Here is a 25,891-nt window from a genome sequence, read left to right on the forward strand (position 1 = left end):
TGTGGTCGGCGGCGGTCGTGGATTTTCGGGCTCGGAAATCAACGTAAAAAATCAGGAATCCTGAATTTGGAAGCCAATGCATTCGATCCGCCAGAAGGCTCCTTGCGCAAATCGGTTGGGCGCGGCGCGGTTGTCACGGCCATGGCGCAAACGGTGCGGGTCGCGACACAGATCCTGTCCGTCATCGTCTTGTCGCGGTTGTTGTCGCCACAGGATTTCGGTGTCGTGGCGATGTGCGCGCCGGTGCTTGCCTTTATCGCCCTGTTCCAGGATTTCGGCCTGACCCAGGCGACGATCCAGAAGTCGGGCATCCGGCATGAGGAGGTGAACTACCTCTTCTGGATCAATGTCGCGGTCAGCGCGATCCTGGCTTGCGTGCTTGCGGGTGCGGCGCCGCTGGTTGCCGCCTTCTACGGCGAGCCGCGCGTGACGGGCCTGGTGGCTGCGTTCGGGCTGCAGATCATGGCCTATGGGCTGGGCGCCCAGCATCTGGCGCTCTTGACGCGCCGCATGCAGTTCGGCCGGCTGGCCGTCATCGACGTCGCCAGTGCCATTGCCGGGCTTGCGGTGTCGATCGCCTGGACCTTTATCGATCGCTCCTATTGGGCCCTGTTTGCCGGCACGCTGACCGGTGCCGTGCTGCCGACGCTCTGCTATTGGGCGAGCTCGCGCTGGCGTCCGGGCCTGCCGCGCAAGGTCGCCGGCATCGGCGAGCTGATCAATTTCGGCGCCGGCATCACCGGCTTCAACTTCGCCAATTTCTTTGCCCGCAACCTCGACAATGTGCTGATCGGCAAATATTGGGGCGAGGCGCAACTCGGCCTCTATGACCGCGCCTACAAGCTGCTTCTGTTTCCGCTGAGCCAGATCACCAACCCGCTGTCGAAGGTGATGGTTCCGGCGCTTTCGAGGCTGAAGGATGAGCCGGATCGCTACCGCAGCGCCTACCTGCGCGTCATGCCGCTGATCCTGCTGGTGGCGCTTCCCGGCGTCGCCTTCGCCACGGCGATGTCGGATGTGCTGATCCCCTTCGTGCTCGGCGAGCAATGGCGCGCAAGCGCCTCGATTTTCCTGGCGCTCGGCTTTGCCGGGCTGCTGCAGCCGCTCAACAATCCGGCGGGGTGGCTTTTCGTCAGCCAGGGCCGCTCCGGCGATTTCATGCGCTGGGGCATCATAACGGCCGTGACGTCGGTGCTGGCCTTCATGCTCGGCCTGCCCTATGGCGCGCTGGGCGTGGCGATCGCCTATGCGATCAGCGAATATCTGCGGACGCCGTTCCTGTGGCTCTATGTCGGCAAGAGCGGGCCGCTTCAGGCGCACCATGTACTTCGCGCGGCAACGCCGTTCGTGCTTGGCGCCCATCTGGCACTGGCCGGCATCTGGTTCATCAAGCCAGCGCTGCCGCAGCAGCATGTCGTCGCCCTGGCCAGCGGCGCCGTGCTCGCCTACCTCATCACCATCGTCATCGCACTGGCATTCGCCTCCGGCCGCGAAGCCTTGCGCGAGGCCCTCAAGATGCTGCCGGCAAGGCTGCCTGCGGCGGCGGCGCGCGAAGCGCAATAATTTGGGCGTCTTCGACTGCTACGGACATCTCCTCCAGGACCAGGTCTGAACCATGCACTACCGATCGATCTCCGATATGAACGACGCCATTGTCAGGGGCCTGCACCGGCTGCCGCGCGACATCGACCTGGTGGTCGGTGTGCCGAGAAGCGGCGTTTTGGCAGCGACGCTGGTCAGCCTTGCCGCGAACATCCCGATGACCGATCTCGACAGCTTCCTGGAAGGGCGTATCTATACGTCTGGCGTCACCAAGCGCCGTGCCGCTCTCGACCGCAAGGTTTCCGAGATGCGCAAGGTGCTGGTGATCGACGACAGCGTCGCCGGCGGCAACGCCATGCGTGACGCACGCGCCCGCATCCAGGCTGCGGGCATCAAGGCGGAGTTCACCTTTGCCGCCGTGTTCGGCCTTGAGCCCCAGCACCAGGAAACCGACCTCGTCTTCGAAGTCGTGCCGCATCCGCGCATGTTCCAGTGGAACTTCATGCATCACAAATTCCTGGCGCAATGCTGCGTCGACATTGACGGCGTGCTGTGCCTCGATCCGACAGAGGCGGAAAACGACGACGGCCCGGCCTATGAAAAATTCCTCAGCGAAGCGCGGCCGCTCCATGTCGCGACCCACAGGATCGGCTGGCTGGTCACCAGCCGGCTGGAGAAATACCGCGCGCTCACCGAGGCATGGCTCGCCAAGCATGAGATCAAATACGACCAGTTGATCATGCTCGACCTGCCGAGCAAGGCGGAACGGCAACGGCTCGGCGCGCATGGCAGTTTCAAGGCGGATTTCTACCGCAAGTCCGATGCCATCCTGTTCATCGAGAGCGAGCACGAACAGGCGCTGAGGATCACCGAACTGTCAGGCAAGCCGGTGCTGTGCGTCGAAACGCATATGGTCAGCTTTCCCAACACGCTGTCGCTGCCGGCACTTGGTCAGGCGGCCAGGAACCTGCCGGCAAGGCTGCGGCAGATCAAGTCGCAAGAGGGCCGCAAAAGCGCCGCCAAGACCATTGCCCGCGCGCTGCTTGGCGCCCGCGGCTACGAGACGCTGAAAAGCCGGGTCAAGCGCCCGGCCTGACCTGCTCAGGCGGCGCCGTCAGGCCGCCTGTCGCGCGCGCTGCTGCATGGCCCTGTCCAGTATCGAGAAGAAGGTGATGAACTGGCGATCGGGATCGAGTTCCGGGCGCTCGGCGAAGCTGCGGGCGAGGCTGGAAAGCCGGTCATATTCCTGGTCGTCGTTCCACAGCCGCCTGACGGCCGCGACCCAGTCGGCCAGCGGTGCATCATAATCGAGCACCACGCCACCGGAGCCGATCGCTTCGGGCAGACCGCCGCGCCGCGAGCCGACAACGGGGATTCCGCTGCAATGGGCCTCCGACGCGACGCGGCCCCAGGCCTCTTCCCACTTGCTGGGAGCAAGCAGGATCTTCGTGCGGCCATAGACCGTCTTCATGTCGCTGGTGCGGCTCTCCAGGACGACATTGCCCAAGGGAGCGATCGTCTGTTCGATCCGCGCCCGGTGATCGTCGTCGAGCTTCCAGCTTTCGACGAACAGGAATGGAATTTCGCGGCAGGCGCCGGCAATCCGCACCGCGAGCTCGAACCCCTTTTCCTCATAAGGGTTGATCAGCGTGACGAACTGGCCCGTCGTCGGCGTCGAGTAGTGCGCCGGGTTGATGGTTGGCGGGATCACCACCGCCTCGATGCCGAACTCCTGTCTGTAAGTACGTGCGGTGAAGTCAGAATTGGCGATGTAAAGCGCGGAATGCAATTCGCGCAGATCGCCGCCCAGTTCATGGAACTCGACATTGCGGAGATAGACGACCAGAGGCACGCCCTCCGCCTGCAGCGCCTTGCCGATCGGAACCGATTTGTGACACTGGACCACGGCGACATCGGGCTTCAGCCTGTCGACGGCATAGCCCGCTGCTTCCCAGGGAAACCAGGCCCGCACCACCGGATAGCCGGGATAGCTGTCGACAACCGCCGGCTGCCGCAGCAGCTTCATCTTGGCGCGCGCCTTGAAGCCGAAGACACCATCACCGAACAGGGCGGCGAGCACAGCGGCTTCATGACCGTGCTCGATCAGCTGTTCGGCCAGATGATGCGTGCTCGACTGAACGCCGCCGCTGAACTCGGGCGGGTAGCCGTTGCCGCCTGCAAAGAGAACTTTCATGATCGGGTTCCTTGTCGCATCTCGTATTCCTTGCTCGGAGACAACAGGCAAAGTCCGCCGCCTCGCTTTCGACGTCAGGCAAGTTTCGGCGGCTCCAGATTGGCGAAGGGATTGGTACACGATTGCCAGCCGGTAAATCGGATCGGGTCGTTGGGCGAACTGCGCCAGGCATAGTCCGTCAGCATATGGAATTCGGCGACCACCCAGCGGTCGAAATGCACCAGATCTTCCCGCTTTCGCTCGGGCAGCAGGCGGCGTGCTGCGCCCAATTTGAGTTCCTCCACCAGCGTGACGGCGTCGCTTAGTTTTTCGCTTGGAAAGTTCCACGGATTCCTGTTGCGGAACGCCAGCACGAACTGCTGCAGATGCTCGATGCGGATGTTCAACTTGCCAAGGTATTTTTCCAGCGTGACGCGCACCAGATCCTCGTCCGAGAACGAGGAAACGGCGGCGTAGGCGACCCCTGTCGAAACCACTCCGCCAGCCATGACGGCCAGGGCCGAGCGTCTGGAAATCTCGATCATGCGATACCTCCTTTCACGCGATCCGGCTCGCCGCCCGCAAGGACAGCGCTGCCGCGGTCAGGCTCGGGTTGGCGCAGGAGCAGCTCGGATAGGTGCTTGTGCCGACGACGACCAGATTTCTGAGCTGGTGGTGGATCATGCCGCTGTCGATGACCGAATCGGCTGGGCCCGTACCCATCCTCAGCGTGCCCTGGACGTGCGATTCGCTCGGCCGGATGCCGCGGTCGAAGAGCTTTTCGATCGGCAGCGGCGCCAGAAGGCCAGGCAATTTCTCCAGAGCGCGCGCCATGCCCTTCACCGCATAGTCCGATGGCGCCTTGAAGCTGACGAAGGCATTCTCATCCTCGTCAAGCGTGACGAAGTTCTCGGGATCGAGCAAGTCCTCGGTGACCACGACAAGCGGCAGCGCCTGGCGTAGCCGCCCTTTTTCGGCACGCAGTCCGTGCTGCCAGCGGTTCTCGAAATAGACCAGTGCCGCCGCATGCTCCGATCGGTGAGGACCATCATAGAGGCCGAAATTCAGGCCGGTGGTGATGGTGCTGCCGTCGAAATTGTCGACGCCGTCCAGATAGACCTCGAAATTCCAGCCGTAGGATTCATGCAGGCCGCTGCCGACGAATTCGCCGCCCAGGCCGGATCGCAGCATGATCGCCGCGCTCTGGATGGCATTGGCGCCGAGAATGAAGAGATCGCCGCTGACCTGGTATTCCTTGCCGTCATGGCTGAACGTGACCGAACGGACAGCGCCGCCGACGTGATCGAGCCGGCGCACTTCCGCACCGAGGCAGACCGAGACGTCGGGATGCTCGAAGACGTGCATCAACCCGTTGTTGACGGTGAATTTGGCGTCGACCGGGCACAGCCAGCAACGCAGATTGGCACAGCACGAGGTGCGTTGTGATGTCGGCAGCCGCGCCCGCGCGGTTGGCATGACAAAGTGCTGGCCGGGCTGCGCCGCCTTCATCATCCTGTCCGGTGTCGACATGCGATGCGGCGGTTGCGGAAACGGCTTCGAGCGGGGCAGCATCGCCGCCATGTCGGGATCGCCGGAGATCGACATGATGTCTTCCGCGTCGCAATAGAACGGCTCGACGTCGTCATAGCTGATCGGCCAGTCATTGCCGATACCGTAGATGCTTTTCAGCCGGAAATCATTGGGATGGAATCTTGGCGTCTGCGCGAACCAGCAGTTCGTCCCGCCACCCAGTCCGATCGTGTAGTTCCACGGCTTGTTGGAATTGGTCTTGTAGGTCGTTTCGTCTTCGATGTCGGTGTTGACGTTCTGCTCGAGCTGCCATTCATGGGTGTTGTGGCGCCCCCACTCCAGCACCAGAATGCGTGCCTTTCGGCGCTTGGCGAACTCGTGCAGGAAGAAGGCCGAACCGAAGCCGGAACCGATCGCTACGAGATCGAAATGATCCTTGGTGATTTGCTCCGGCTTTACGTCCAGCACCATCGGCTACAACTCCACACAGAAATACGCGCTCAGTCCCAGCGCCCGCAGGCCATGTGCGGACCGGTCTTGCATCCGTCTGCCAGGGCCTGGTCTCATGCCGCCATTCTGCCGATCGAGTGATATTCGATGCCGTGGCGGGCGATGACCTTGGGGTCATAGAGGTTGCGGCCGTCGAAGATGACCGGCGTAATCAGCGCATCCTTCACCGCGTCGAAGGACGGCGCGCGAAAGCTCTTCCATTCCGTGGCGATCAGCAGCGCATCGGCACCGCGCAGCGCCGCCTCCTTGGTGCCGCACAGAAGCAGGTCGTCGCGCAGCCCGTAGATGGCCTGGCATTCCTGCATCGCCTCGGGATCATAGGCCTGCACATTGGCGCCGGCCTTCCAGAGCGCTTCCATCAGGACGCGCGCCGGGGCCTCACGCATGTCGTCGGTGTTGGGCTTGAAAGCCAGGCCCCAGAGCGCAAAGGTCTTGCCTTTGAGGTTGCCCTTGAAATAGCGTTCCACCTTGTCGAAGAGAACCGATTTCTGTGCGTTGTTGCGCTCCTCGACGGCGCGCAGCAGCTTGGCGTCGAATTTGACGCCTTCGGCGGTCTTGATCAGCGCCCGCACGTCCTTGGGGAAGCACGAACCGCCATAACCCAGACCCGGATAGATGAAATGGTAGCCGATGCGGGGATCGCTGCCGATGCCCTTGCGGACCTCCTCGATGTCGGCGCCGAGTTGTTCGGCCAAATTGGCCATCTCGTTCATGAAGCTGATCTTGGTCGCCAGCATGCAGTTGGCGGCATATTTGGTGAATTCGGCGCTGCGCACGTCCATCACGATCATCTTCTCGTGGTTGCGGTTGAACGGCGCGTAGAGTTCGCGCATCACAGCCTCGGTGTCCTCGCTGTCGGTGCCGACGATGATGCGGTCCGGCTTCATGCAATCGGCGACCGCGGACCCCTCCTTGAGGAACTCGGGATTCGAAGCGACATCGAAAGCCAGGTCCTCGCGGCCTCTTTTCTTCAACGTGTCGGCAATCCTGGCCTTCACCTTTTCGCAGGTGCCGACCGGCACCGTAGACTTGCCGACGACGATCTTGGGTTTGTCCATTTCGCGGCCGATGGTCTCGGCGACGGCCAGCACATATTTGAGATCGGCCGAGCCGTCCTCGCCCGGCGGCGTGCCGACCGCGATCATCTGGATCTCGCCATGCCTGACAGCGGCGGCGGCATCGGTGGTGAACTTGATGCGGCCGGCAGCATGGTTTTCCTTAACGAGGTTTTCCAAACCGGGTTCGAAAATGGGAACCAGGCCCTGGTTGAGCCGCTCGACCTTGGCGGCGTCGATGTCGACGCACACCACCTGGTGCCCGACTTCGGCAAGGACCGCAGCCTGCACGAGGCCGACATAGCCAATTCCAAACACCGTCAAATTCATTCGGTTTCATTCCCATGCAAGGCAGCGGACCGTTTTCGGTCCCGCCGGTTCAAATCGACTTTCCCAACTACTTTACACTGCATGCCAGCGATTCCGGAAATTGACAGGGTTCGCCGAGCGCCGTGAAGGCAACCCGCTCGATCTGCAGGGAAAGCTTGCGGCCCGGATCCGCGAACGCTCCCATCCAGCCCTTCATCGTATCGCTGCCCCAAAAGCTGAAGAATATCTTCTGTGCATGGCTGGGCAGCTTCGCCGGGTCGGTAATCGTGTTCACCAGCTGGCCGTTGACGTACCATCGCAAGCTGTCCTTCTGCCAGACGAAGGCGTAGTCGTTGAAGGCGTTCTCCGTGCCGCCAGGCACGTCGACCAGCTTCTCGTTCTTGCCCTTGCCCGCGATATAGGCATTGACCTGCACCTTGGAGGTGTCCTTGGTCAGCACCTCGAAGTCGATCTCGTCCCAGGGCTGCTTGTCGCTGGGACCGATATAGGTGAAGAACGCCGCGTTAAGGCCGGAGCCGGTGTCGGTCTTCAGCCGTGCCTCATAGGTGCCGTAGCCGAAGCGCTGCTTGGTCTGGATCTCGCCGCAGACGTAGTCGCGATCCTTCAGCGTCTGCTTTTCGAAGCCGAGCGACAGCACATTATTCGACAGTTCGACCATGCCTTTCGACCAGGTGCAATTCTGATGGCTGCCGTTGTTCCAGCCGTCGGAAACATACCAGCGCGCGCGATCGAAGCTTTTGAAATCATCGACGAAGGACGGCGATGTCGGAATGTCCTGGGCGTAGGAAGGGGTTGCCAGGAAACCACCGAGAGCAGCCAGCAGCAACGCACCGAGCGACCCCAGCCGTCGCCAGGCGGCTTGTCCGGTCCGATATGCGAGAGGCGGCGCGTCAATTGCCGTCGTAGGTTTCGGATTCGACTTCATATCAAACTCACCTTTGCGCTGTGTGTCCCCAACCCAAAGTCGACGTGCGAACCGCTCCTGAACGGGCCAACCTTGACCTTCCCTGTGACCCTCTCGATTGCTTCCCGCCTTGCATCAAATCTGTTGCAACAGTTCCGAGCCTTCACGTTTCAACCTCTGCCGGCGCCTGCCGGCCAGGCGAATTCCGCCGAGGCGGCCGAATCGGCGTCCTCGTCGAAGACCATATCCAGCGAATGACGGAGCTCTTTCATCATGCCGTCCTGGCGCGACAGCGCCGCAATGCGGCGTTCGCAATTCAGGATCGACTGTGTCAGTGCGCTGACTTCCGAAGACCGCTTGTCGGAAGCTGAGCCGTTTTCCATGGCTTCGACCAGGAAGGCGGCGTTGGTCGACGTTGTCCGGTAGCGATTCTCAAGCCCGGTTCTCTCGGCCTCGATCTCGGCCGCAATCTGTTCGAACAGCTTTGCCAGACGATCAAGACGTGAAACATCGGCCTGCCGGTCGCGGGCCGGATCCCTTGATCTGAAACCGAATATCGAGGCCATGAACTCAGGTTCCTGTCATCGCCGGCTTGTGGGCCGGGCTTCTGGCCGATCCCCGTAGCCGGGGCTCAAAAATTCGTGTTGCGTTGTCCTGCTCCTTTTGAGGGAGAGACATCGGACCAATCCGATCGGGGGCCAGTTCGGCTGGTCGTCCACTATGCTGCACCGCAACATAGACTGCCATCGTCGGAGCCGCGAGGCAACCACCCAATTCGTAAACTCATAAATCCGGCCGAAATGGTTTGCGTGATGACGTGCTGCGAGCGGACAAATCGCAAGCACCGGGGTCCGCTCTCAGCGTTCCTTGCCCGTGCTGGTTCCGGCCATCAGAAAGCGCAGCGGCGGGACATGTTCTTGGCTGGACATAAGGCCGACGCGACGAAACAGCGCCTCGAGCTTGTCGGAAGCCACGCCCTGGACGATGGGGACGAGGTTGGACAGGCTGGCGAAAGCGTAAGCCGCGGCCGATGCCAGCCCCCGCTCGGCCTTGACGTCAAGGAAATTGCGCAGCCGATATTTGTCGCGCACGTGCCGTTCATGCCGCCGCAGCACCGCCTTCGAGCCTTCCGGCAGACTGTCGATCGCCAGCAGCGCCAGATCCGCATCGGCCAAACGCTTCAGGTCCTGAGTCTTGTGGCGGCCGCTCAAAGAATCGGCGCGGACGACGGCGCCGTAGCCGCAGGAGCGAATGACCTTGAACCGCGCCCCGCATGCGACCGCGCGGGCGTAGAGTTCATAGTCCTCGCCCAGCCGCAGGCTCTCGTCGTAGCTCAACCCGTGGCGGTGGAGGAAGGCACGGCTGATCACCGGCTTCAAGAAGCCCAGTTCGCCCCTCTGCACGCGGCGCCTGGAGATGTTGCCTTCGACGAAGCGCTCGAAATCGAGGAATTCCGGATCGGCGGCAAATTGCGGCGCCACGATTTTCGTCGCGTCGCCCGTCGCATCATCCCTGATCAGCATGATGTTGTCGGCTGCGAAATCCCAATCGGCGCCGGCAAACAGGTTGCGAAACCGGCCTTCGAGGAAAAAATCGTCGGCATCAAGAATGCTGATGAACGGCGATTTCGAGCCGGCGATGGCTGCGTTGCGGGCAAAGGAGGGGCCGCGATTGACATCGAGGCGCATCACGGAGAGCCGCCCGCTGCCATCATCGGCGGATCGTGCGACATCGGCGGTGTCGTCGGTAGAGGCATCATCGACAACGACGACCTCCGCCACTTCCGGTTCGCGCAACGCGGATGCGATGGCGACGGCGATTGTCGCTGCCGCGTTTTTTGCCGCGATGATCACGCAGACCTCGGATTTCGTCATCGACATGGATTTGCCTCTCGTACAGGTAATATCGATTTGCCCTCGCCCCGTACTCCTTCGATGCCCTACAGAATTGCCATCAGCACCCAATTTGCCTTCATTCAGCGACTCCCCGGCCGCTCGAAGATGCGGCGGCTGATATCGGCGGACGCCGCCCAGCCGGCTTCGGCCAGATAGCGGACCGGCGCGCGGCCGCACAGTTCCCACAGCACCGTTCGCCGCTGTGGCCACCGCAGCGACGGCAGCCATGGCGCGATGACCATGCTGAGCAGATCCTCATTGCCGATGCGCGACAGGATCCTGGTCGCGCGCTGCGACAGCAGCGTGCCAGCGCCGCCGAGTAGCACATCGGCGGCGCGCAGGCCAAGCAGCAGCGTGTCGTCCAAACCTTGCACGGTTGCGGCATCGAGCAAACGCTGCTGATCCCCCTCGTCGAGGCGGGCGGCGCTGGCACCGATATCACAGACGTAGCCCGCGCAGGGTTCCCGGTTGAAAAGTGCCTTGGCGACGCTGATGCAGGACAAAAGCAAAGTATCGGCCACCGAGGTGAACGGCACCGTCGCACCGGCGATTTCGACCTGTCGCTTGCGCCGCAGGAACCCGTCCGCGTCGCGCGGGCTTGGCGAGCCGGGCTGCTGGAGGCGGTAATGGAGATCTACCGTGGACGACCTCGGCCCGTCGTCCCGGGTCATGTGCTGTTCGCCGAGGAAGCGGACCCACCAGACGGAGTTCGACTTGCCTGATACCTCATAACCGATCTGGCGAAGCGCATCACGCGCCCTGAAAAATCCGAGCGGCGAAACCAGGATGTCGACATCGCCGGACGGCTTCATGAAGTGGTCGTCGTAGAGAAGCTGCTGCTGGAACGGACCCTTCAGAAAAACAAAATCGATCTCGCTGGCGCGCAGCACATCATGGACCGCCATGGAATCCATGATGCAGGACGCGTTCATCGAAACCGTCCTCCTGCGGTAGGTGTCGAGCCATCGGAAAAGCTCAGGCGGCCTCTCAAGCGCGGGTGCGCGCGAAAGGGCCTTGAGGACAAAGATGGCGACCTTGTTCAGCCTGGCGATGTCGGCAATTTTGGCACCGTCCAGATCACGCATCGAAATGTCGCCCGCGCCGGCGTGCGGTCCGGCGAAATACAATCGCAGGCAGGCCTGTACGTAGGCCACCTCGTCGGCACAGCCGGCGGCGCGCAATCGTTCGTATGAGCCGTCAGGCAAGGCCATTTAGCGCACAATCTCCCAAGAAAGCGGTTTGCGCGAACACTTATGCTGCACGTGCGAAGCAAACATCACCAAAAACCTCGATGCCGTAAAGCCTTTCCTTTTGCAGTGCGAATTTTTGCAACCGAAGCGTCTATCGAGATCGCGTCGGAAAGAAGTGAGAACCGCGGCTGAAATATCCTTGCCAGGTCTTTTAGCCGATCCCCGGCCGAATTTTCCAAACAGAAAATTCTTTCCATTAGCGAAGCCTAAAAATAAGCACAAAGCAAACGATTTATGCAAGCAAAATCATATGCTTAAAGAATCAGCACAGGCGCTGCCATCATGCCCAAGGAATCGGCTAAAAAGTGACAAGTTTTAGGCATGGCCGCTCATGTCCTGACGCCAGCAACGTAATTGATTAACGGAAGGTAAAACAGTCTTGACTCATAAATGCTGCCGTGCAGCTATTGCATTGCAGCATAAAAGTGCTGACGGCACTCGACAGGCCGTTTCCAGTCCTAAATCGGAGAGTAAAATGGAACAGAATGTTGAAAAGCATGAATACGAGACACCAAGCCTGACGGTTCATGGTTCGATTGAGACCATCACCCAGGGTGGCGGCGGCAACACGGCGATCGACGCGTCGTTCCCCGCGCACACGCCGATCGGCGACCTGACGTTCTCCTGAGACTTATAGCCGTTTCCAGAGTGACATTTTGGGACTCTGGATTCAAAAGCAGACGTAAGAGGGGTCGGGGGGCCAGCCTCCCGACTTCTCCTGCGCCAACCGGAGATGTTGAAGCGTTTTGTCAGTGAGGTGCGGGGATGAACGGGAAGCAATCCGACCATGATCTGGCCGACCACGATAGCGTGAGTGCGACCAAGGATGCCGTGGCTTGCGAGTTCGGCGATGGCTTGGCGCTGCTCAATCTCAAATCCAATGTCTACTACAGCCTGAATGGCGTCGGCGCCTTCATCTGGGATTTGATCCAGGAGCCCCGGTCGATCGGCGACATCCGCAGCGCCGTGCTTGCGCGCTATAATGTCGACCCGGTGCGCTGCCAGGCCGATGTCGACGCATTGCTGAAGGGCCTGACCGATAATGGGCTTGCGAGACGGCATCATGAGGCACTTGTCTAAGTCGGCCCAGCACAAGGCGCTGGTTTCGCAGGCCATAGTTTCGCGGGCCCTGGTTTCGCGGGCCACGGCTTTACGGCAGGAACCCGCGAGGGAAACAGGCCTCAAGCAGTCGAAGCGCGGCGAAAGCCGGCACGGGCTGGTCAGGATTTTCTCCCTGAGCGGCTCGGAAATGATCTTCCTTGGCCATTGCCTGCTGGTGGTGGCGACAGTTCGGCTGGGGCTGACGCTGCTGTCCTACAATCGTGTACGCAGCCTGGTGACGCGCCTAGACGCGCGGCAGTGCGCTTCAATGGGCGAACTGCGGCGTGTCGCCTGGGGCGTTGCCGCCGCGGCCCGTTTCGTCCCTTACGCTACGTGCCTGACCCAGGCGCTCTCCGGCCAGTATATTCTCGCCCGCCAAGGCAATGAATCGACGATACGCATCGGCATCGAACGTGGTACGGGCGAGCAGTTGAAAGCACATGCTTGGCTGGTCAGCGACAACCATATCGTGCTTGGCGGATCGATCGACGGCTTCGCCCATCTCGTCGACCACGGCAGCCGATGAGCGGCGTCGCTGGAATCCTGCTGTGCGGAGCACACGCACCGGCGGTCGCGGCGGCAGACATTCAGCAAATGCTGGCGCGCATGCGCCATCGCGGTCCCGACGGCAGTTCTTGGTGGCTGGACACCAGCATCGCCCTTGGCCACGCCTGGCTCAACACATCGGATGAGGTCGGCCCAGGCCCTTTTACGATGGCTGGCGGCCGGCTCGCCATCACCGCCGATTGCCGGCTGGACAACCGTGACGAGTTGCTGGCCAGGCTCGGTATCCGCGACCAGTCGGTGGCCGACGCGATCGTGCTGATGCGGGCCTATCTGCGTTGGGGCGAAGCCTGTCCGGAGCATCTCCAAGGCGATTTCGCGTTCGCCATCTGGGATGACGAGCGGCAATCGCTGTTTTGCGCGCGCGATCATTTTGGCGTCAAGCCGTTCTACTACCACGCGGCGGACCGGCGTTTTGCCTTCGCGTCCGAGATCGGGCCGATCCTGGGCGTCGAAGGTATCCGCGCACGTGTCAGCGAGCGCCAGATCTCCGGCTTCCTGGCCGGGCTTCCCGACGACCCGCAGTCGACCCCCTACAGCGATATATTCAGCCTGCCGGCCCGCCACAGCCTGACCGTCACCGCGCAACAGGTGATGTTGCGTCGATACTGGCAGATCGAGCCGTCGGCGCGGCCCTTGCGGTCGGATGCATCGGAGGAATTCGCCCATCTGTTCTCGCAATCGGTGCGCAACCGCATGCGAGGGACCTCGGCAGTCGGCGCAATGCTGAGCGGCGGCCTCGATTCCTCATCTATCGCCTGTGTCGCCGGCCTGCAGAATGCCGCTGCGCGCAAGCCGAAGCTGCCGACCTTCTCGCTGGTTTTCGAGAAGGGCTCGCCGATGGACGAGCGGCCCTTCATCGATGCCGTTCTCGACCAGCAGAAGGTCGACGCGACACTGATCCCGGTCGGCAACTATGCCCCATTCGCCGAATTCGAACGCGTGCTGGAAGAACAGGAAGGAACGTTCCTGGCGCCGGGCCTGACGCTCACCCGCGGTGTCTACCGGACTGCCGGCGCCAAGGGCATCAAGGTGCTGCTGGACGGCCATGGCGGCGACGAGGTCGTTTCCCAAGGCCATGGTCACCTGCACGAGCTTGCGAATGGCGGCCGATGGATGGATCTGTGGCGCGAGGTCCGCAGCGCCTCCAATACCTATGGCGACAGCACGCTTGGCCTTTATCTCCAGTTCCTGACCCTCTACGGGCCGGCCTGGCGCATCGCCAAGCTGAGGCATCTGGCCAACCGTGCCCTGAACAGGATCCGCAAGCCCGCGCACGTGCAGCGCGCACGAAGCTGGCGCGACCTGATCAATCCGGACCTTGCCAAGCGCACCGAGCTTGTCGACCGGTTTCACCGGGCCGGCTATATGCCGCCCGGCGTTCAGGCCAGCGACGCCTTGAGCCATCGCTGGATCCTGTCGAACGGCTATGTCCCGCATGCTTTCGAGGTTCTCGACAAGGCCGCCGCCAATTTCGGCGTCGAGCCGCGATACCCATTCTGGGACAAGCCGCTGGTCGAGTTCTGCCTGGCATTGCCGGGCGAGGAGAAGCTGAGCCACGGCTTTGGTCGCTATGTGCTGCGTCGCGCCATGCAAGGCGTATTGCCGGAGGCGGTGCAGTGGCGACGCGACAAGATCGACTTCACCGCCAATCTCGTCAACGGCATGCTGCGCAACCATCGCGACCTCCTGGAACAGCTGCTGGTCTCGGATGCAGGCCGCATCGCGCCTTATGTCAATCTGCCGCAAGTGAGTGCTGCCTATGCGCGGCTGCTGCGCCAGCCCGATCAGGCAGCCCCCCTGGATGTCCAGTATGTCTGGCGCTCGGCCTCGCTGTCGCTCTGGCTGCGGCAACTCCAGCACGGCGGGAGCCCCACGTGATGCCGCGCAACGAGCCGATGGCCGCATACAGTGATAATCCCCGTCCGCATGGCCGGGCCATGCGAGAACGCCGCTTCTACCGCGCCTATGGTCTGACCATCGCGTCGGAGGTGATGTTACCCGAACTGCAGCCGGCGCCGCCCGGGGCGGCGGATGTCGTGATCGCCGTCGGCGTGATCGACCTGCCAAAGCCGGCGCCCGAAGCCGCGACCGACTTTCGCTTCGAGCCGGACCGGCAATATCTGGCCTGGCATGCCGTGGGCGCGTTCCTGATCACCGATTCCAACCGTATCGACATTGAACCGGCGCCCGGCGTCGACGACGCGCTGCTCGCGTTTCCGCTGCTCGGTCCGGTCATGGCGCTGCTTTTGCACCGGCGCGGCCTGCTTGTCCTGCATGCCAGTGCCATCGCCGCCGCCGGCACGAGCGCCATCTTCATGGGTGACAAGGGAGCCGGCAAGTCGACGACGGCAAGCGCGATGATCCGGGCCGGGCATCGACTGCTTACCGATGACGTGGTGGCGCTGGACCTCGCCAATCCGAGTGAGCCAATGACCGTTCCGGGCTTTCCGCAGATCAAGCTGGCGGCCGACGCCGCGGCGGCGATCTCGCTCGGGGAAGCGGAAGTGCGGCCGCAAGTGCATCCGACGATCGACAAGATGCAGCATCGCCTGAACGGTGACTTTTCGGGCGACAAGGTGCCGGCGACCAGGATCTATATCCTCGAGCGCGGCGAAAGGGCTGACATCACGCCCTTGCCCGCCATTGCCGCCCTGCCGGCCATCATCAAATTCTCCTATGTGACGCGCTTCGGCCGCGCGGCCCTCCCCGGCGACTTCGCGGCGGCGCATCTTCAGCAATGTTCATGGATTGCTAACCATATCGGCGTGTACCGGCTGGAAGTCCCGACGGGCCTGGACAGGATCGGCGAAGCCGTGGAGCTGATCGAAAAGGATCTGTCGGCTGGCAGCCGGCGGTCGTGAGCGCAACCATGTCGAAGTCCCCAACCCTTCGCCTGTCGCTGTTTCGAGAAATTGCCGCATTCGGCGCGGCCATTGCCCGGATCGGCGGCCGGCGAACATGGACGGCGCTGTTCTTCCTCATCCTCGGCAGCCTGACCGAGGGCATCTCCATCCTGCTGCTCATCCCGCTGCTGCATCTGGTCGGACGCGCCGACCAGCATTTCGCTGTTCGGCTGCCCAACAATGATTTCGTGCGCTGGCTGGTGCCTGACGGCACGCTGCAGCTGACGACCGTGCTTTGCGCGCTGGTCGGGCTGGTTGCAGCGCAGGCGGCGTTCAATCGCTTCAAGTCGGTCTACATGGCCAGATTGCTGTTCGATTTCGTCAACCGCGTTCGCATGAACCTGTTCGAAAGCATCGGCAAGGCGCGCTGGGGCGTTTTTACCCGCATGCGCAGTTCCGACCTCGATCATGCCCTGACCGGCGACATCGACCGCGTCCAGGGCGCGGCGTTCTCACTGCTGATGCTGGTGCAGATCGCCGTTCTTCTGGCTGGCTATCTCCTGGTTTCCATGTTCATCTCGCCGGTCATGACGCTGTTTGCCGTCGTCATCGGCATGCTGATGTTCGTGGCGCTGCAGCCCTTCCGGACACGGGCCACTGCCTTCGGCCGTGTGCTGACCGCCAATCGACAGGATCAGTACCGGACGGTCTCGGAATTTCTCGGCGGCATCAAGGTGGCCAAGAGCCTGAACGTCGAGGACAGCTATTTCGCGCAGCTGCGGTCGACGCTTGAGAAGATGAAGGCCGACAATATCGACTATGTGCGCAACAGCACCATCGGCACCGCGGTATTCCAAGTGGCGAGCGTGGTGGGCCTGAGCCTGTTCATCTATGTGGCTTTGGTTCGCTTCAACCTGTCGCTGGCCGAGATCGTCGTCCTGCTCCTGGTCTTCATGCGCATCGCGCCGCGCTTCATGGACATGCAGACGCAAGCCCAGCAAGTGCTGATCAACCTGCCCGCCTTTACGGCAATGCGCAGCCTGCAGGCACGTTTCGATGCCGAACGCGAACCAGGCCATACCGAGTTCGCCGACGCCGGGACACTCTCCCTCAATACGGGATTGAATATTCGCGGTGTCTCCTTCGCCTATGGAGATGCTGGCGACAAGGTGGTGGTGAGCGGCATCACCTTCGGCCTGCCCGCCGGCAAGGTCACCGCCCTGATCGGCCCGTCCGGATCGGGCAAGAGCACGATCGCCGATATGCTGCTTGGCCTGCTGGAGCCCACCACCGGCATGATGCTTGTCGACGGCGTCGAGATCGATGCCAGCAATCGCCGTCGCTGGCGCGACCAGGTGGCCTATGTGCCGCAGGACGTGTTCCTCCTGCACGACACGATCGCGGCGAACCTGCGCCTTGCCGCGCCACGGGCCAGCGATGGCGACCTGTGGGCCGCGCTGCATCAGGCGCACGCCGGCGAGTTTGTCGAACGGCTCGACCTCAGGCTCGAGACGGTGGTCGGCGATCGCGGCGTGCGGCTCTCGGGCGGCGAACGCCAGCGCATCGCGCTCGCGCGCGCGCTGCTGCGCAAGCCGTCACTGCTCATCCTGGACGAGGCGACCAGCGCGCTCGACTGGCAGAACCAGTCGCTGATCGCCAGGTCGATCGACGGATTGCGCGGCACGATGACGATCCTGACCATCGCGCACCGGCCGTCGATGATCGCCTTCGCCGACTGGGTGGTGGCGATGGAAAACGGCCGTATCGTCGAGGTCGGCCAATATCAGCGGCTGAAGGAAAAAACCGGCAGCCGGTTGTCGAGGATGCTGTCGGGGGAACAGTCAGAGGGCGAACCCGCCGATGTCGCGTGAGCCGGCGACCAAGACGCGCCGAAACGGACTCACGCGGTGCCTAGTCTCTTGTTTCGAAGCATGCGTCCAAACCGGGGGCAGGTTTGAGCAATCTGCATCAATGCAGGCCGCGCCTGGCACCGCCCAGCTTCTCGCTTTCGGCGACCTCTGGTGCGTTCAGTTTGCGCTCGGCGTCACGGGCTATGTCGGCAGGCGTCGGCGCGCTCCTGGCGATCATGGTGTAGATGAGCACGAAATAGCCGGCCTGAATGATCACGGCGCAGATGATGACGCGCACCAATATCGTGCCTATCGACGCTCCGCCCAGCCAGGACCAGCCGACGACAATCGCCAGAGCGAAAATCATCCCGAGGATGAATTTTGGAAGTGCCATACCCAACAGCCCATAAACCGGCTCGGGTATTATCACGATTGCCCCACCCGAGCGCCGTCCCTTGTCATGTGGGCTTGTTAAGGTCGCCCACTCTCGACCGGTTGCTTCCGGCCTTTTCCACCTGTCGTCACCGTGACAGGTATAATTTGCAATTCTATTAAGGCGAGCAATAGGCGGCAAGGGCAACTTCGGATATTTTTGATCGAGCTTTTGCGATCGACTCTGCCATGCTGCAATGCACGCAACGGGAGCTAAGCCGATCTCCTCTCCTCGGCATTTTCCAGTAAGATAGACAATATTAAGTAGTATTTTATACGGTTTTCACCAAGCATCAGGGCATGATAAAGCACTAATTTTCAGCTTGCCTTGGCAAATAGGTAGGTCCGCCTAAAAACCGCCCCACAAAGGCCTCTATTTTTTCGGCCGTGCCCATTTATTGTCACAAATGTGCTAAATACGCCGAAATTTGTGCATGGCAAGCTTATTATTTAGTCAATTCATGACGTGACTATTTCAATGGGGTGGTAAATTGTGTGTTGCGCTGCAACATTTTTTTGGTATCGTGCGCTGAACCATTCGTTCAACGCATGGAGTTTACGGCATGAGGGACGTTGCCAAGTCGGCCACGGCGAGCTTTTCGCAGGCTGACATCGATTTTCCGCCACCGATCGGCGGCTTGCTCAAACGCAGCTTCGATATCGCCGGTTCACTGATTGGACTGATCGCACTCAGCCCGCTGTTTGTCATGATAGCGCTGCTGGTCAAGTTTTCCGACGGCGGCTCGATTTTCTACGGTCACAGGCGAATTGGACGCGGCGGGCGGATTTTTCCTTGCCTGAAGTTCCGCACCATGGTTCCGGACGGCGACAGGGTATTGGCAACCTATCTCGCCACCAACCCGGACGCCAACGCGGAATGGATCGCCACCCGCAAGCTGAAGAACGATCCGCGCGTTACCCGTGTCGGAGCTGTGCTGAGGAAACTCAGCCTCGACGAGCTGCCGCAGATCATCAACATCCTGCAGGGCGACATGAGCCTTGTCGGCCCTCGTCCGGTCGTGCGCGACGAGCTGGAGATCTATGGCACGTCCGCCGTCTATTACCTGAAATCCCGCCCGGGCCTGACCGGCCTGTGGCAAGTCAGCGGCCGCAACGATGTGTCCTATGACAGCCGCGTCGCCTTCGATCGCCACTATGTCGAGAACTGGTCGCTGTTCGAGGACGTTCGCATCATCATCAAGACCGTCCCGGCCGTCTGGATGTCGCGTGGTTCTTACTGACCGGCCGGTGGCCAATGCCAGACATTGGCATCGGCCATTCGACGCAAGCTCATCGGGCGATGGGGCTATAGCGGATCGGAACGTTGAGTTGAAAACAGATTTGTTCGAAGCCTTTCGCAGCGGCCCGGATTCCGGCCGGCTGCGGCGGGCGCGTTTGCTGGCCACATGCCTTGCCATGGCGCTCGTCGTCCCGCACATCGCCGCCGCCGGCGACTATCGCCTCGGCTCGCAAGACAAGCTCACCATCCGCGTCGCCGAATGGCAGACAGTCGAAGGCACATTTCGTGATTGGTCGGCGGTGAATGGCGAGTACACGGTCGGTCCATCCGGTACGCTGTCGGTGCCGTTCGCCGGCGAGTTGCCGGCATCCGGCAAGACCACGTCCGAAATCGCGGCGGCGATCGGCGAGGCGCTGCAGAAAAAGCTCGCTTTGTCGGACCGACCGGAAGCCTCGGTCGAGATGGCGCAGTTCCGGCCCTTCTACATTTCGGGCGAAGTCCAGAACCCAGGCCAATTTCCTTATGTCCCGGACCTGACGGTGTTGAAGGCAATCAGCGTCGCCGGCGGCATCAGGCGCAACGCCGACTACGGCCCCCAGCTCGGCAAGGACCTGGTCACCGCCAAGGGCATGTTCGACATCTCCGACGACCAGCGCATCCGACTGATCGTAAGGCGCGCCCGCATCGATGCGGATATGGCCGGCAAAGCGAGTTTCGACGTGCCGAAGGAGGTCGAGGGCGATCCGAGACTGCCGGCCATCGTGGCGGACGAGATGACGATTCTGACGGCCGACCAAAAGGCGCTGAAGCTGAAACTCGAGGCGCTCGACGACCTGAAGGGGGTTTTGGAATCTGAAATCGAGTCGCTGCAGAAGAAGATCGTCAATCAGCAGCAGCAGGTCGACTTGGCGCAGCAGCAACTCGCCAGCATCGGTCCGCTGGCGCAAAAAGGCCTGATCGCCAATGCCCGACTGCTGGATTCGCGCCAGTCCGTGGCCGACCTGCAGGGCAAGATCCTGGACTACGAAACCGCCATCCTCACCGCCAAGCAGGCGATCAGCAAGGCGAAGCAGGATGCTATCGATGCCCAGAACACCTTGAGTTCAAGTCTCGCCACTGACCGGCAGCAGACCGAAGCCGACCTGAACGAGGCCGCGTTGAAGGTGAACATGCAGAAAGGCCTGATAGCCCAGGCCAGCGATCCCGCGATGGCGGCCGCTATGACAAATGATCAGCAGCCGACCCTGCTCTATTCACTGGTGCGCAATGTCGACGGCAAGACCACCGAAATAGCCGCCAAGGAAGAAACTCCGGTGCTGCCTGGCGATGTGATCAAGATCAAGCTGGCGCCGCTGGCCAGCCAATAGACCGACTTCCAACACGATCCAGTGTTTCGAGCCAGAGCCTCACCCGACAAATCGGGATGAGGCTCTGGCTCAGTTGTTTGAACATCTCCCTGCGGAAACCATAATAGCCGTCTCGGGATCGAGGCTTCCCGTCCGAGCACATGCTTGCTCAAAAAAGGAAGGCCGCTCCCTTCAGCCCGCGAGATGATAGTTTATGAGGGACCTGCGCCCGCCGGATGGCCGGTATACCGAGGCCAGTCAGTCTCGCCCCCGGCCGCGTCAGCCGGCTCCAGAGCCGGTGACCGCCGCCTGCGGGTAACGGGCAGCCGCGCCAGCTTGAAGAAGCTGAAATACATCAGGAAAGAACCCATGATGTAGGGATTCAGTATCTCGACCTCGACGAAGGAGCGGATCAGCAGCAGCACCATCACGCCGAAAAGGATCACCGAGTCAGCCTGCCATGCCTTGAAGATAACCGCCGAGACGTGGCCGTAGAGCGTGCGCAGCATGATCAGCGACACCAGCGTCGCTCCGACGAAGCCGAGTTCGACGAGGGCCTCGATATAGGTGTTGTGGAAGTGGAAGCCGGTGCGGGTGGTGATGTAGAATTCGTTCCACAGCCGCTCGGCTTCAGCGAAGCCCTGCACCCAATAGGCGGCATAGCCGACGCCGAGAATCGGCGATTTCTGGACCGTGTTCCAGCCTTGCTCCCACAGATAGGTTCGCCCGGTGAGCGTCGAATCCTTGCCGAAGAGGCCGAGGACGAAGTCCATCAGCCCGAGATTCAAGGCGACGAAGGCCGTCACGACCAGCAGGCCGGCGCCGATCAGGAAGATGACCCGGCGATAGCGGCGTGACAGAAGTTTGCTCATCGCAAGAAGCGCCACCAGCGCTAGAACCGCGGGTATCGAGGCCATCGAGGTGGCGGAATGCGAGGCGACCAGGACATAGGCCGACAGCAGCACGACGGGCACCGCCAGGATGAAGCTGAGCCGGCCGCGCCTGTAGAAGGCAAGGAAGACAACGCAGAAATAGATGCCGAGCGAGCCGACAAAGCCGATCTGGTTCTTGGAGGCGAAGGCGCCGACGAAGTTCACGGTGCCGTCGAGGACATCCTCGGAATAACTCCCGACCTTCAGCGAATAGAGAAGGACGACGAATATTCCGATCAGCGCCCCTATGGTCAGCGTGCGCACGCTGACGGTGCGCGCAGCTACGTAGGCGCAGGCAATATGGGAAAAATACTGGACCGACGTCCTTGCGGTGACGCCGGGAGCCTGTGACCAGAAAACCGAGAAGCAGATATAGGCCGCAAACAGCAGCGGCAGCCAGGCGCTGGACAGATGCCGCAGAAACCGCCGGTAGTCGACCAGGATGAGCGGAAGCCAGACCGCATAATAGGCCAGGATCAAGATTTGGCCGAAGATGACCGAATAAGAAAACGCCCAGATCGAAACGGCTACGGCAAAGGCGCCATAGACCGAATTCTTCTCGGGATCGATAAGCAGGGACTTTGGAATCTTCATCTCAGGGTTCCGCCGACACGACCCAGGGCCGGCAAGCCATGAGCCGGCCGGAATCTTCGCAAATATGGGCGTGCAATAAACGGCGTCTCCATTGTGCAGTGCAATATAACCTATTGCGCCCGGCGCTCAATGGCAAATCCGGTCACCTTGTCTTACAGCGAGGCATCTGCGGAGAGATCAGCCGCTACCAAAGCGCTCCGCCGGTGATCTGGATGTTCTCCATGGTGATGCCCTTGGCGAGATCCGAGCACAGGAAGACCGCCAGTGCGGCAATCTCCTGCGGCTGCAGCATGCGCTGCTGCGGGTTGCCTTTGGCGATCTCGGCCATCGCTTCCTCAGCGGTGCGCCCCTTGCCTTCGCGCTCGACGACCTGCGCCACATTGCGGCGCATCAGTTCGGTCTCGACCCAGGTCGGGCTGATCATGACGCAGGTGACGCCATGCGCTGCCCCCTCCAGCGCCACGCAGCGCGTGAGGCCGAGAAGGCCGGCCTTGGACGCGCAGTAGGCTGGGTTGTCCTTCCAGCCGACCGAGGCGGCGGTTGAGCCGATGTTGACGATGCGGCCCCAGCCGCGTTCGATCATGCCCGGCAGTACCGCACGCGTGACGCGGAAGGCGCCCGTCAGGTTGGTATCGACGATCTTGTCCCATAGCGCGTCGGAATGGCCGCAGACCGGCTGCTCCGCGGTCGTCCCAGCGGCATTGACCAGGATATCGGCGGGGCCGATGGCCGCCTCGGCGTCAGCCGCGAACCGATTGGCGACGTCGCTGTCGCGAACGTCGAGGTGTGCGGCGTGAACCCTCGTTCCGTGGGCGGTAAGGGCCGCACGCACGCGCTCGATCTCGTCCGCGCCGGGATAATAGGCGGCATCGGACCTGTCGGCGCCGGCCGGCGCGATGTAGGAGCCGACGGCGACGTTCGCGCCGGCTTCAGCCAAAGCCGTGGCAATGGCAAAGCCCATGCCCGAGAACCCACCGGTAACGATGGCGCTACGGCCGGAAAGGTTGTTCATGGCGCACGGTCTCCACTTCGTCCGGGCAGGCAATCAGGCCTGACCGTATTTGGCAATCACACCGGCGCAGCCTCCATCGCCAGCGTTTCATGTTTGCTGGAGCGGTTTGCCTAGCCATTCGCGATAGAAGCCTTCGAGGTCGGGCTCGAAATCGTGGACGATGGGATAGCCAGGTGCCGCCGCTTCCACTTCGTGCAGCGTGCCGCATTGCGGACAGATGAATTCGCGGATCTCCATCCATTCGGCATCGGGGAGATCGCTGTTCGGGTAGATTTCGCGCAAAGCCTCCTCGGTGTTGCGGACGTTGATCGCAGCCTTCAGCTTCCAGTTCTTACGATAGTCGCCGAAGGAGTGGCCGCATTCGCAGCGGGTAATGCGCTCATCGCCACTCTGGCAGATGAACAGATGGTCCGAGACCGGCAGCAGGATCGGATCCTTCCAGGCGACACGATCCTGATAGACGGCAACCATCTTGAAGAAACGGTCATCGTCCTTGTAGGCACTCATGATCCGCCTTGTCTGTGGCCAGGGCAGCTTGCCTGCGGCCAGATCGCCCAGGACTTCCTTGCTGTACGAGGTCATGGTTTTGCTCCCGGCATGAAGATCGATCTGGCATCGACGTTCCAGAACTCGCTGAATTCGCTGGTGAAGCGCGGCGACAGCTTGATCGCGCTGGCGTACATTTTCTTCACCTCGGGGGCGAAATCGGCCTTCTCGACACGACCACGCTCCTTGGCGATCCAGTCCGCCACCGGAATCGCCCTGGCCAGGCGCTCCTTGCGCATGGCCGCGCGGCGTTCGGCCGTGGCGCCGATATCGGCGATGGGATAGCCGTCTTCGTCGTCCTTCAGCACGATGCCGAAAACCTGGTCCGCCGCTTGCCGGGTGAGAAAGCCGTTCTCGACATCCCAGGCCGTCTTGATCGGATCGCGCTCCAGCACGTCGCCATAGCCGCCGCCGCCATTGTAGGAATGGCTGAAGATGTCGCCGGACTTGTGCGGCGAGGTGATGTAGGGCCCCTCGACCACGACATGATCACCGCCGATGTTCCTCTCGTAGTCGGAGACGTCAGGATCGATGCCGGGCGCATGCGCCAGCGGTTCGCCTTTTGCCGCGAGTTCGTGAATGTCTGAGTTGCGCACGGCGCGATGCTTCTGGCAGGTCGGCGCCGGATAACCGCCGCACATGCCGCCATTGTCGAACACGCGCGAAGAATGTTCGGAGGTGTGGAGCCGCAGATGCGACGTCTTGTTGATCAGCCAGGTCGAAACGAAGGAACAGCCGCCGCGATATTTGCCGGCACCGCCGGAGTTGGGCACGATCGAGCGGCCGATATAGACCATCGGCATCGACTGTTCCCAGACCTCGATGTTGCCCATGTCGGATTCCGGGTTCCAGCCGACATAGGCGGTGTCGAGACCATCCTTGATTGCGAGCGCGCCGGAGCCGGCGGCGGCGCATTCAAAATGGGCCATGCCGAACGGCGTGCCGTACTGGCTCTCGCCACCCATTTCGATCATGGGGCTGTTGACCTGACCGACGAAGGCCTCCTCGACGAAGCCGCGCGCGACAAAACTGCGCGACAAAAGCCGCTGGAAGACGCCATAGGCTGGCAGCAGCAGCGCCCATGAGGTGGCGGTCGCCACCATCTCGTTGTCGGGATTGGTCCAGGTGCCGTGCGGCAGTTTCAGTTCGGTCGCCATCCAGGCGCCGTCATTGACCAGCCCTTCGAAATTCATGTGCTGGGTCAAGGTGACGAACATGCCGCCATCCATGCCGGCCGGCGTGCAGTTCATCGAATGGTAGCCCCAGGGCTGCGTGCCCTCGAAGTCCATGGTGATCTTGCCGTCGGTGGTGATCTCCATCTCGATCGGGATGTTGTAGAGCCAGTCCGGATCGCCGAGCAGCTGGAAGCCGGGTTTGCCTGCGGTGACGTGGCCGTAAAAAGTGTGGCCGCGATAGATTCCGGGGACGGTGAGCTGGCGGGTGCGGGCGAGCTGGGCACGGCGGCCTTCCTCGATGAACTCCTTCGACACCTTCATCCAGTAGTCGAGGCCGATCTCGGAAATCAGCTGCTTGACGCTTTCGCGCATGTCGATGCAGGATGCGACTTTGGCCTTCTCGTCGAGCACCCAGTAGATCGGCATTCGCAGATTGCGCTCGCAGCGGATGACGTAGTCGCGGCGGATCTCGTCGTTCTCGCCGATCTTCTCGGCGCAGACGAACAGACCCTCGGTGAAGCGCTCCTGCGCGAGACACACATCACCGCCTGGGGTAATGCCGCCAGCCTCCAGCTCGTGGCAGACGGCGCCGGCCCAGCCGACAAGCGTGCCTTCATGAAAGATAGGCACCACGTCCATCACGTCGGGCACCTGCACAGTGCCTATGAAGGCGTCGTTGTTGGCGAAAATGTCGCCTTCGCGGATGCGAGGGTTGTCCTCGTAGCCGTTTTTGATCATCCATTTGATGAAGCGGCTCATCGTATGGACGTGCACCATGATGCCGTTGGAGAGAGCGATGGCGTCGCCTTCGGGCGTGTAGATGGCGACCACCATTTCGCCGACCTCGCGCACGCCGGGCGAGGCCGAGATGCGGCGCGCCATTTCGCGCGCCGAGACGCAATAGGCGCGCAGCTTGGTGTGCAGCGTCTCGAATTTCAGCGGATCCTGGTTGCGCAGCGTGAGTTCCGTAATGCCGTCATAGCAACCGGTCTCTTCCATCAGCCGCTCGGAATCGAGCAGTCTTTCGCGAAGGCGCAGGGCCGAGGCAGGTTTGTCCAACATGG

The 25,891-nt window shown here is 61.8% G+C and carries 23 protein-coding genes; 10 read left to right on the top strand and 13 right to left on the bottom strand.

Features of this window, described 5'->3' with window-relative positions; genetic code table 11:
* The first annotated feature begins 66 nt into the window (after positions 1-66).
* Positions 67-1,563, top strand: coding sequence for a lipopolysaccharide biosynthesis protein (locus AC0L3E_RS26255; protein ID WP_128307310.1), 1,497 nt, complete (start codon positions 67-69; stop codon positions 1,561-1,563).
* Between the two features lie 52 nt (positions 1,564-1,615).
* On the top strand, positions 1,616-2,638 hold the full coding sequence (locus AC0L3E_RS26260; RefSeq protein WP_127267653.1) for a phosphoribosyltransferase family protein: 1,023 nt from the start codon (positions 1,616-1,618) through the stop codon (positions 2,636-2,638).
* Between the two features lie 18 nt (positions 2,639-2,656).
* Here the strand turns inward: AC0L3E_RS26260 and AC0L3E_RS26265 are convergent, their stop codons facing one another.
* The 8 genes from AC0L3E_RS26265 to AC0L3E_RS26300 all read right to left on the bottom strand — a co-directional run bounded on the left by AC0L3E_RS26265 (position 2,657) and on the right by AC0L3E_RS26300 (position 11,150).
* Positions 2,657-3,736 (bottom strand): glycosyltransferase, encoded by a 1,080-nt coding sequence (locus AC0L3E_RS26265; RefSeq protein ID WP_473605971.1) that lies wholly within the window; start codon positions 3,734-3,736, stop codon positions 2,657-2,659.
* Between the two features lie 74 nt (positions 3,737-3,810).
* Positions 3,811-4,260, bottom strand: coding sequence for a hypothetical protein (locus tag AC0L3E_RS26270; protein ID WP_127267655.1), 450 nt, complete (start codon positions 4,258-4,260; stop codon positions 3,811-3,813).
* A 13-nt stretch (positions 4,261-4,273) separates the two neighbouring features.
* Positions 4,274-5,716 carry a GMC oxidoreductase gene (locus tag AC0L3E_RS26275; protein ID WP_473605972.1) on the bottom strand — a complete coding sequence of 481 codons (1,443 nt, stop codon included), beginning with the start codon at positions 5,714-5,716 and terminating at the stop codon, positions 4,274-4,276.
* Between the two features lie 92 nt (positions 5,717-5,808).
* Positions 5,809-7,140: a UDP-glucose dehydrogenase family protein gene (locus AC0L3E_RS26280; RefSeq protein ID WP_473605973.1), complete on the bottom strand. Its 1,332-nt coding sequence runs from the start codon at positions 7,138-7,140 to the stop codon at positions 5,809-5,811.
* Between the two features lie 67 nt (positions 7,141-7,207).
* Positions 7,208-8,065 carry an endo-1,3-1,4-beta-glycanase ExoK gene (gene exoK / locus AC0L3E_RS26285; RefSeq protein ID WP_127328801.1) on the bottom strand — a complete coding sequence of 286 codons (858 nt, stop codon included), beginning with the start codon at positions 8,063-8,065 and terminating at the stop codon, positions 7,208-7,210.
* A 149-nt stretch (positions 8,066-8,214) separates the two neighbouring features.
* On the bottom strand, positions 8,215-8,610 hold the full coding sequence (locus AC0L3E_RS26290; RefSeq protein ID WP_127322326.1) for a single stranded DNA-binding domain-containing protein: 396 nt from the start codon (positions 8,608-8,610) through the stop codon (positions 8,215-8,217).
* Positions 8,611-8,901: 291 nt separating this feature from the next.
* Positions 8,902-9,924, bottom strand: coding sequence for a glycosyltransferase (locus AC0L3E_RS26295; RefSeq protein WP_473605974.1), 1,023 nt, complete (start codon positions 9,922-9,924; stop codon positions 8,902-8,904).
* A 95-nt stretch (positions 9,925-10,019) separates the two neighbouring features.
* Complete coding sequence (locus AC0L3E_RS26300) at positions 10,020-11,150, bottom strand: nucleotidyltransferase family protein (RefSeq protein ID WP_128308216.1); 1,131 nt, start codon at positions 11,148-11,150, stop codon at positions 10,020-10,022.
* A 514-nt stretch (positions 11,151-11,664) separates the two neighbouring features.
* Between AC0L3E_RS26300 and AC0L3E_RS26305 the strand changes: the two genes are divergently transcribed.
* The 6 genes from AC0L3E_RS26305 to AC0L3E_RS26330 all read left to right on the top strand — a co-directional run bounded on the left by AC0L3E_RS26305 (position 11,665) and on the right by AC0L3E_RS26330 (position 17,571).
* Positions 11,665-11,817 carry a lasso peptide gene (locus AC0L3E_RS26305; protein WP_013891488.1) on the top strand — a complete coding sequence of 51 codons (153 nt, stop codon included), beginning with the start codon at positions 11,665-11,667 and terminating at the stop codon, positions 11,815-11,817.
* Positions 11,818-11,954: 137 nt separating this feature from the next.
* On the top strand, positions 11,955-12,269 hold the full coding sequence (locus tag AC0L3E_RS26310) for a PqqD family protein (RefSeq protein WP_127267623.1): 315 nt from the start codon (positions 11,955-11,957) through the stop codon (positions 12,267-12,269).
* Entirely contained in the window at positions 12,253-12,816 is a 564-nt protein-coding gene (locus AC0L3E_RS26315) for a lasso peptide biosynthesis B2 protein (RefSeq protein ID WP_292453506.1), read from the top strand. Before AC0L3E_RS26310 ends, AC0L3E_RS26315 begins: the two co-directional genes overlap by 17 nt.
* Complete coding sequence (locus AC0L3E_RS26320) at positions 12,813-14,735, top strand: lasso peptide isopeptide bond-forming cyclase (protein ID WP_473605975.1); 1,923 nt, start codon at positions 12,813-12,815, stop codon at positions 14,733-14,735. The genes AC0L3E_RS26315 and AC0L3E_RS26320 overlap by 4 nt, the downstream gene beginning before the upstream one ends.
* Entirely contained in the window at positions 14,732-15,718 is a 987-nt protein-coding gene (locus AC0L3E_RS26325; RefSeq protein ID WP_128308219.1) for a phosphoenolpyruvate carboxykinase (ATP), read from the top strand. Before AC0L3E_RS26320 ends, AC0L3E_RS26325 begins: the two co-directional genes overlap by 4 nt.
* A gap of 8 nt (positions 15,719-15,726) precedes the next feature.
* A complete protein-coding gene (locus AC0L3E_RS26330; protein WP_128308220.1) occupies positions 15,727-17,571 on the top strand; it encodes an ABC transporter ATP-binding protein in 1,845 nt (614 codons plus the stop codon).
* Positions 17,572-17,668: 97 nt separating this feature from the next.
* Here AC0L3E_RS26330 and AC0L3E_RS26335 read toward each other — a convergent pair whose 3' ends face one another.
* Positions 17,669-17,944 carry a hypothetical protein gene (locus tag AC0L3E_RS26335; RefSeq protein WP_023811582.1) on the bottom strand — a complete coding sequence of 92 codons (276 nt, stop codon included), beginning with the start codon at positions 17,942-17,944 and terminating at the stop codon, positions 17,669-17,671.
* A 601-nt stretch (positions 17,945-18,545) separates the two neighbouring features.
* Between AC0L3E_RS26335 and AC0L3E_RS26340 the strand changes: the two genes are divergently transcribed.
* Together AC0L3E_RS26340 and AC0L3E_RS26345 are read left to right on the top strand one after the other, a co-directional pair.
* Positions 18,546-19,223 (top strand): sugar transferase, encoded by a 678-nt coding sequence (locus tag AC0L3E_RS26340; protein ID WP_023811581.1) that lies wholly within the window; start codon positions 18,546-18,548, stop codon positions 19,221-19,223.
* A 100-nt stretch (positions 19,224-19,323) separates the two neighbouring features.
* Positions 19,324-20,589 carry a polysaccharide biosynthesis/export family protein gene (locus tag AC0L3E_RS26345; protein WP_164761652.1) on the top strand — a complete coding sequence of 422 codons (1,266 nt, stop codon included), beginning with the start codon at positions 19,324-19,326 and terminating at the stop codon, positions 20,587-20,589.
* Positions 20,590-20,780: 191 nt separating this feature from the next.
* Here the strand turns inward: AC0L3E_RS26345 and AC0L3E_RS26350 are convergent, their stop codons facing one another.
* The 4 genes from AC0L3E_RS26350 to AC0L3E_RS26365 all read right to left on the bottom strand — a co-directional run bounded on the left by AC0L3E_RS26350 (position 20,781) and on the right by AC0L3E_RS26365 (position 25,889).
* Complete coding sequence (locus AC0L3E_RS26350) at positions 20,781-22,094, bottom strand: O-antigen ligase family protein (RefSeq protein ID WP_473605976.1); 1,314 nt, start codon at positions 22,092-22,094, stop codon at positions 20,781-20,783.
* A gap of 184 nt (positions 22,095-22,278) precedes the next feature.
* Entirely contained in the window at positions 22,279-23,106 is an 828-nt protein-coding gene (locus AC0L3E_RS26355) for an SDR family NAD(P)-dependent oxidoreductase (RefSeq protein WP_127319703.1), read from the bottom strand.
* 87 nt (positions 23,107-23,193) lie between these two features.
* Positions 23,194-23,688 carry an acetone carboxylase subunit gamma gene (locus AC0L3E_RS26360; protein ID WP_128307125.1) on the bottom strand — a complete coding sequence of 165 codons (495 nt, stop codon included), beginning with the start codon at positions 23,686-23,688 and terminating at the stop codon, positions 23,194-23,196.
* Positions 23,685-25,889 (bottom strand): hydantoinase B/oxoprolinase family protein, encoded by a 2,205-nt coding sequence (locus AC0L3E_RS26365; protein ID WP_473605977.1) that lies wholly within the window; start codon positions 25,887-25,889, stop codon positions 23,685-23,687. The genes AC0L3E_RS26360 and AC0L3E_RS26365 overlap by 4 nt, the downstream gene beginning before the upstream one ends.
* Positions 25,890-25,891 lie beyond the last annotated feature (2 nt).

This window comes from Mesorhizobium sp. WSM4822 (assembly GCF_055811155.1).

Excerpts from the sequence above, each read along its gene's own strand:
- AC0L3E_RS26260 (WP_127267653.1), top strand. The coding sequence starts at position 1,616 with ATGCACTACCGATCGATCTCCGATATGAACGACGCCATTGTCAGGGGC.
- AC0L3E_RS26265 (WP_473605971.1), bottom strand. The coding sequence starts at position 3,736 with ATGAAAGTTCTCTTTGCAGGCGGCAACGGCTACCCGCCCGAGTTCAGC.
- AC0L3E_RS26270 (WP_127267655.1), bottom strand. The coding sequence starts at position 4,260 with ATGATCGAGATTTCCAGACGCTCGGCCCTGGCCGTCATGGCTGGCGGA.
- AC0L3E_RS26275 (WP_473605972.1), bottom strand. The coding sequence starts at position 5,716 with ATGGTGCTGGACGTAAAGCCGGAGCAAATCACCAAGGATCATTTCGAT.
- AC0L3E_RS26280 (WP_473605973.1), bottom strand. The coding sequence starts at position 7,140 with ATGAATTTGACGGTGTTTGGAATTGGCTATGTCGGCCTCGTGCAGGCT.
- exoK (WP_127328801.1), bottom strand. The coding sequence starts at position 8,065 with ATGAAGTCGAATCCGAAACCTACGACGGCAATTGACGCGCCGCCTCTC.
- AC0L3E_RS26290 (WP_127322326.1), bottom strand. The coding sequence starts at position 8,610 with ATGGCCTCGATATTCGGTTTCAGATCAAGGGATCCGGCCCGCGACCGG.
- AC0L3E_RS26295 (WP_473605974.1), bottom strand. The coding sequence starts at position 9,924 with ATGTCGATGACGAAATCCGAGGTCTGCGTGATCATCGCGGCAAAAAAC.
- AC0L3E_RS26300 (WP_128308216.1), bottom strand. The coding sequence starts at position 11,150 with ATGGCCTTGCCTGACGGCTCATACGAACGATTGCGCGCCGCCGGCTGT.
- AC0L3E_RS26305 (WP_013891488.1), top strand. The coding sequence starts at position 11,665 with ATGGAACAGAATGTTGAAAAGCATGAATACGAGACACCAAGCCTGACG.
- AC0L3E_RS26310 (WP_127267623.1), top strand. The coding sequence starts at position 11,955 with ATGAACGGGAAGCAATCCGACCATGATCTGGCCGACCACGATAGCGTG.
- AC0L3E_RS26315 (WP_292453506.1), top strand. The coding sequence starts at position 12,253 with ATGAGGCACTTGTCTAAGTCGGCCCAGCACAAGGCGCTGGTTTCGCAG.
- AC0L3E_RS26320 (WP_473605975.1), top strand. The coding sequence starts at position 12,813 with ATGAGCGGCGTCGCTGGAATCCTGCTGTGCGGAGCACACGCACCGGCG.
- AC0L3E_RS26330 (WP_128308220.1), top strand. The coding sequence starts at position 15,727 with ATGTCGAAGTCCCCAACCCTTCGCCTGTCGCTGTTTCGAGAAATTGCC.
- AC0L3E_RS26335 (WP_023811582.1), bottom strand. The coding sequence starts at position 17,944 with ATGGCACTTCCAAAATTCATCCTCGGGATGATTTTCGCTCTGGCGATT.
- AC0L3E_RS26340 (WP_023811581.1), top strand. The coding sequence starts at position 18,546 with ATGAGGGACGTTGCCAAGTCGGCCACGGCGAGCTTTTCGCAGGCTGAC.
- AC0L3E_RS26350 (WP_473605976.1), bottom strand. The coding sequence starts at position 22,094 with ATGAAGATTCCAAAGTCCCTGCTTATCGATCCCGAGAAGAATTCGGTC.
- AC0L3E_RS26355 (WP_127319703.1), bottom strand. The coding sequence starts at position 23,106 with ATGAACAACCTTTCCGGCCGTAGCGCCATCGTTACCGGTGGGTTCTCG.
- AC0L3E_RS26360 (WP_128307125.1), bottom strand. The coding sequence starts at position 23,688 with ATGACCTCGTACAGCAAGGAAGTCCTGGGCGATCTGGCCGCAGGCAAG.
- AC0L3E_RS26365 (WP_473605977.1), bottom strand. The coding sequence starts at position 25,889 with ATGTTGGACAAACCTGCCTCGGCCCTGCGCCTTCGCGAAAGACTGCTC.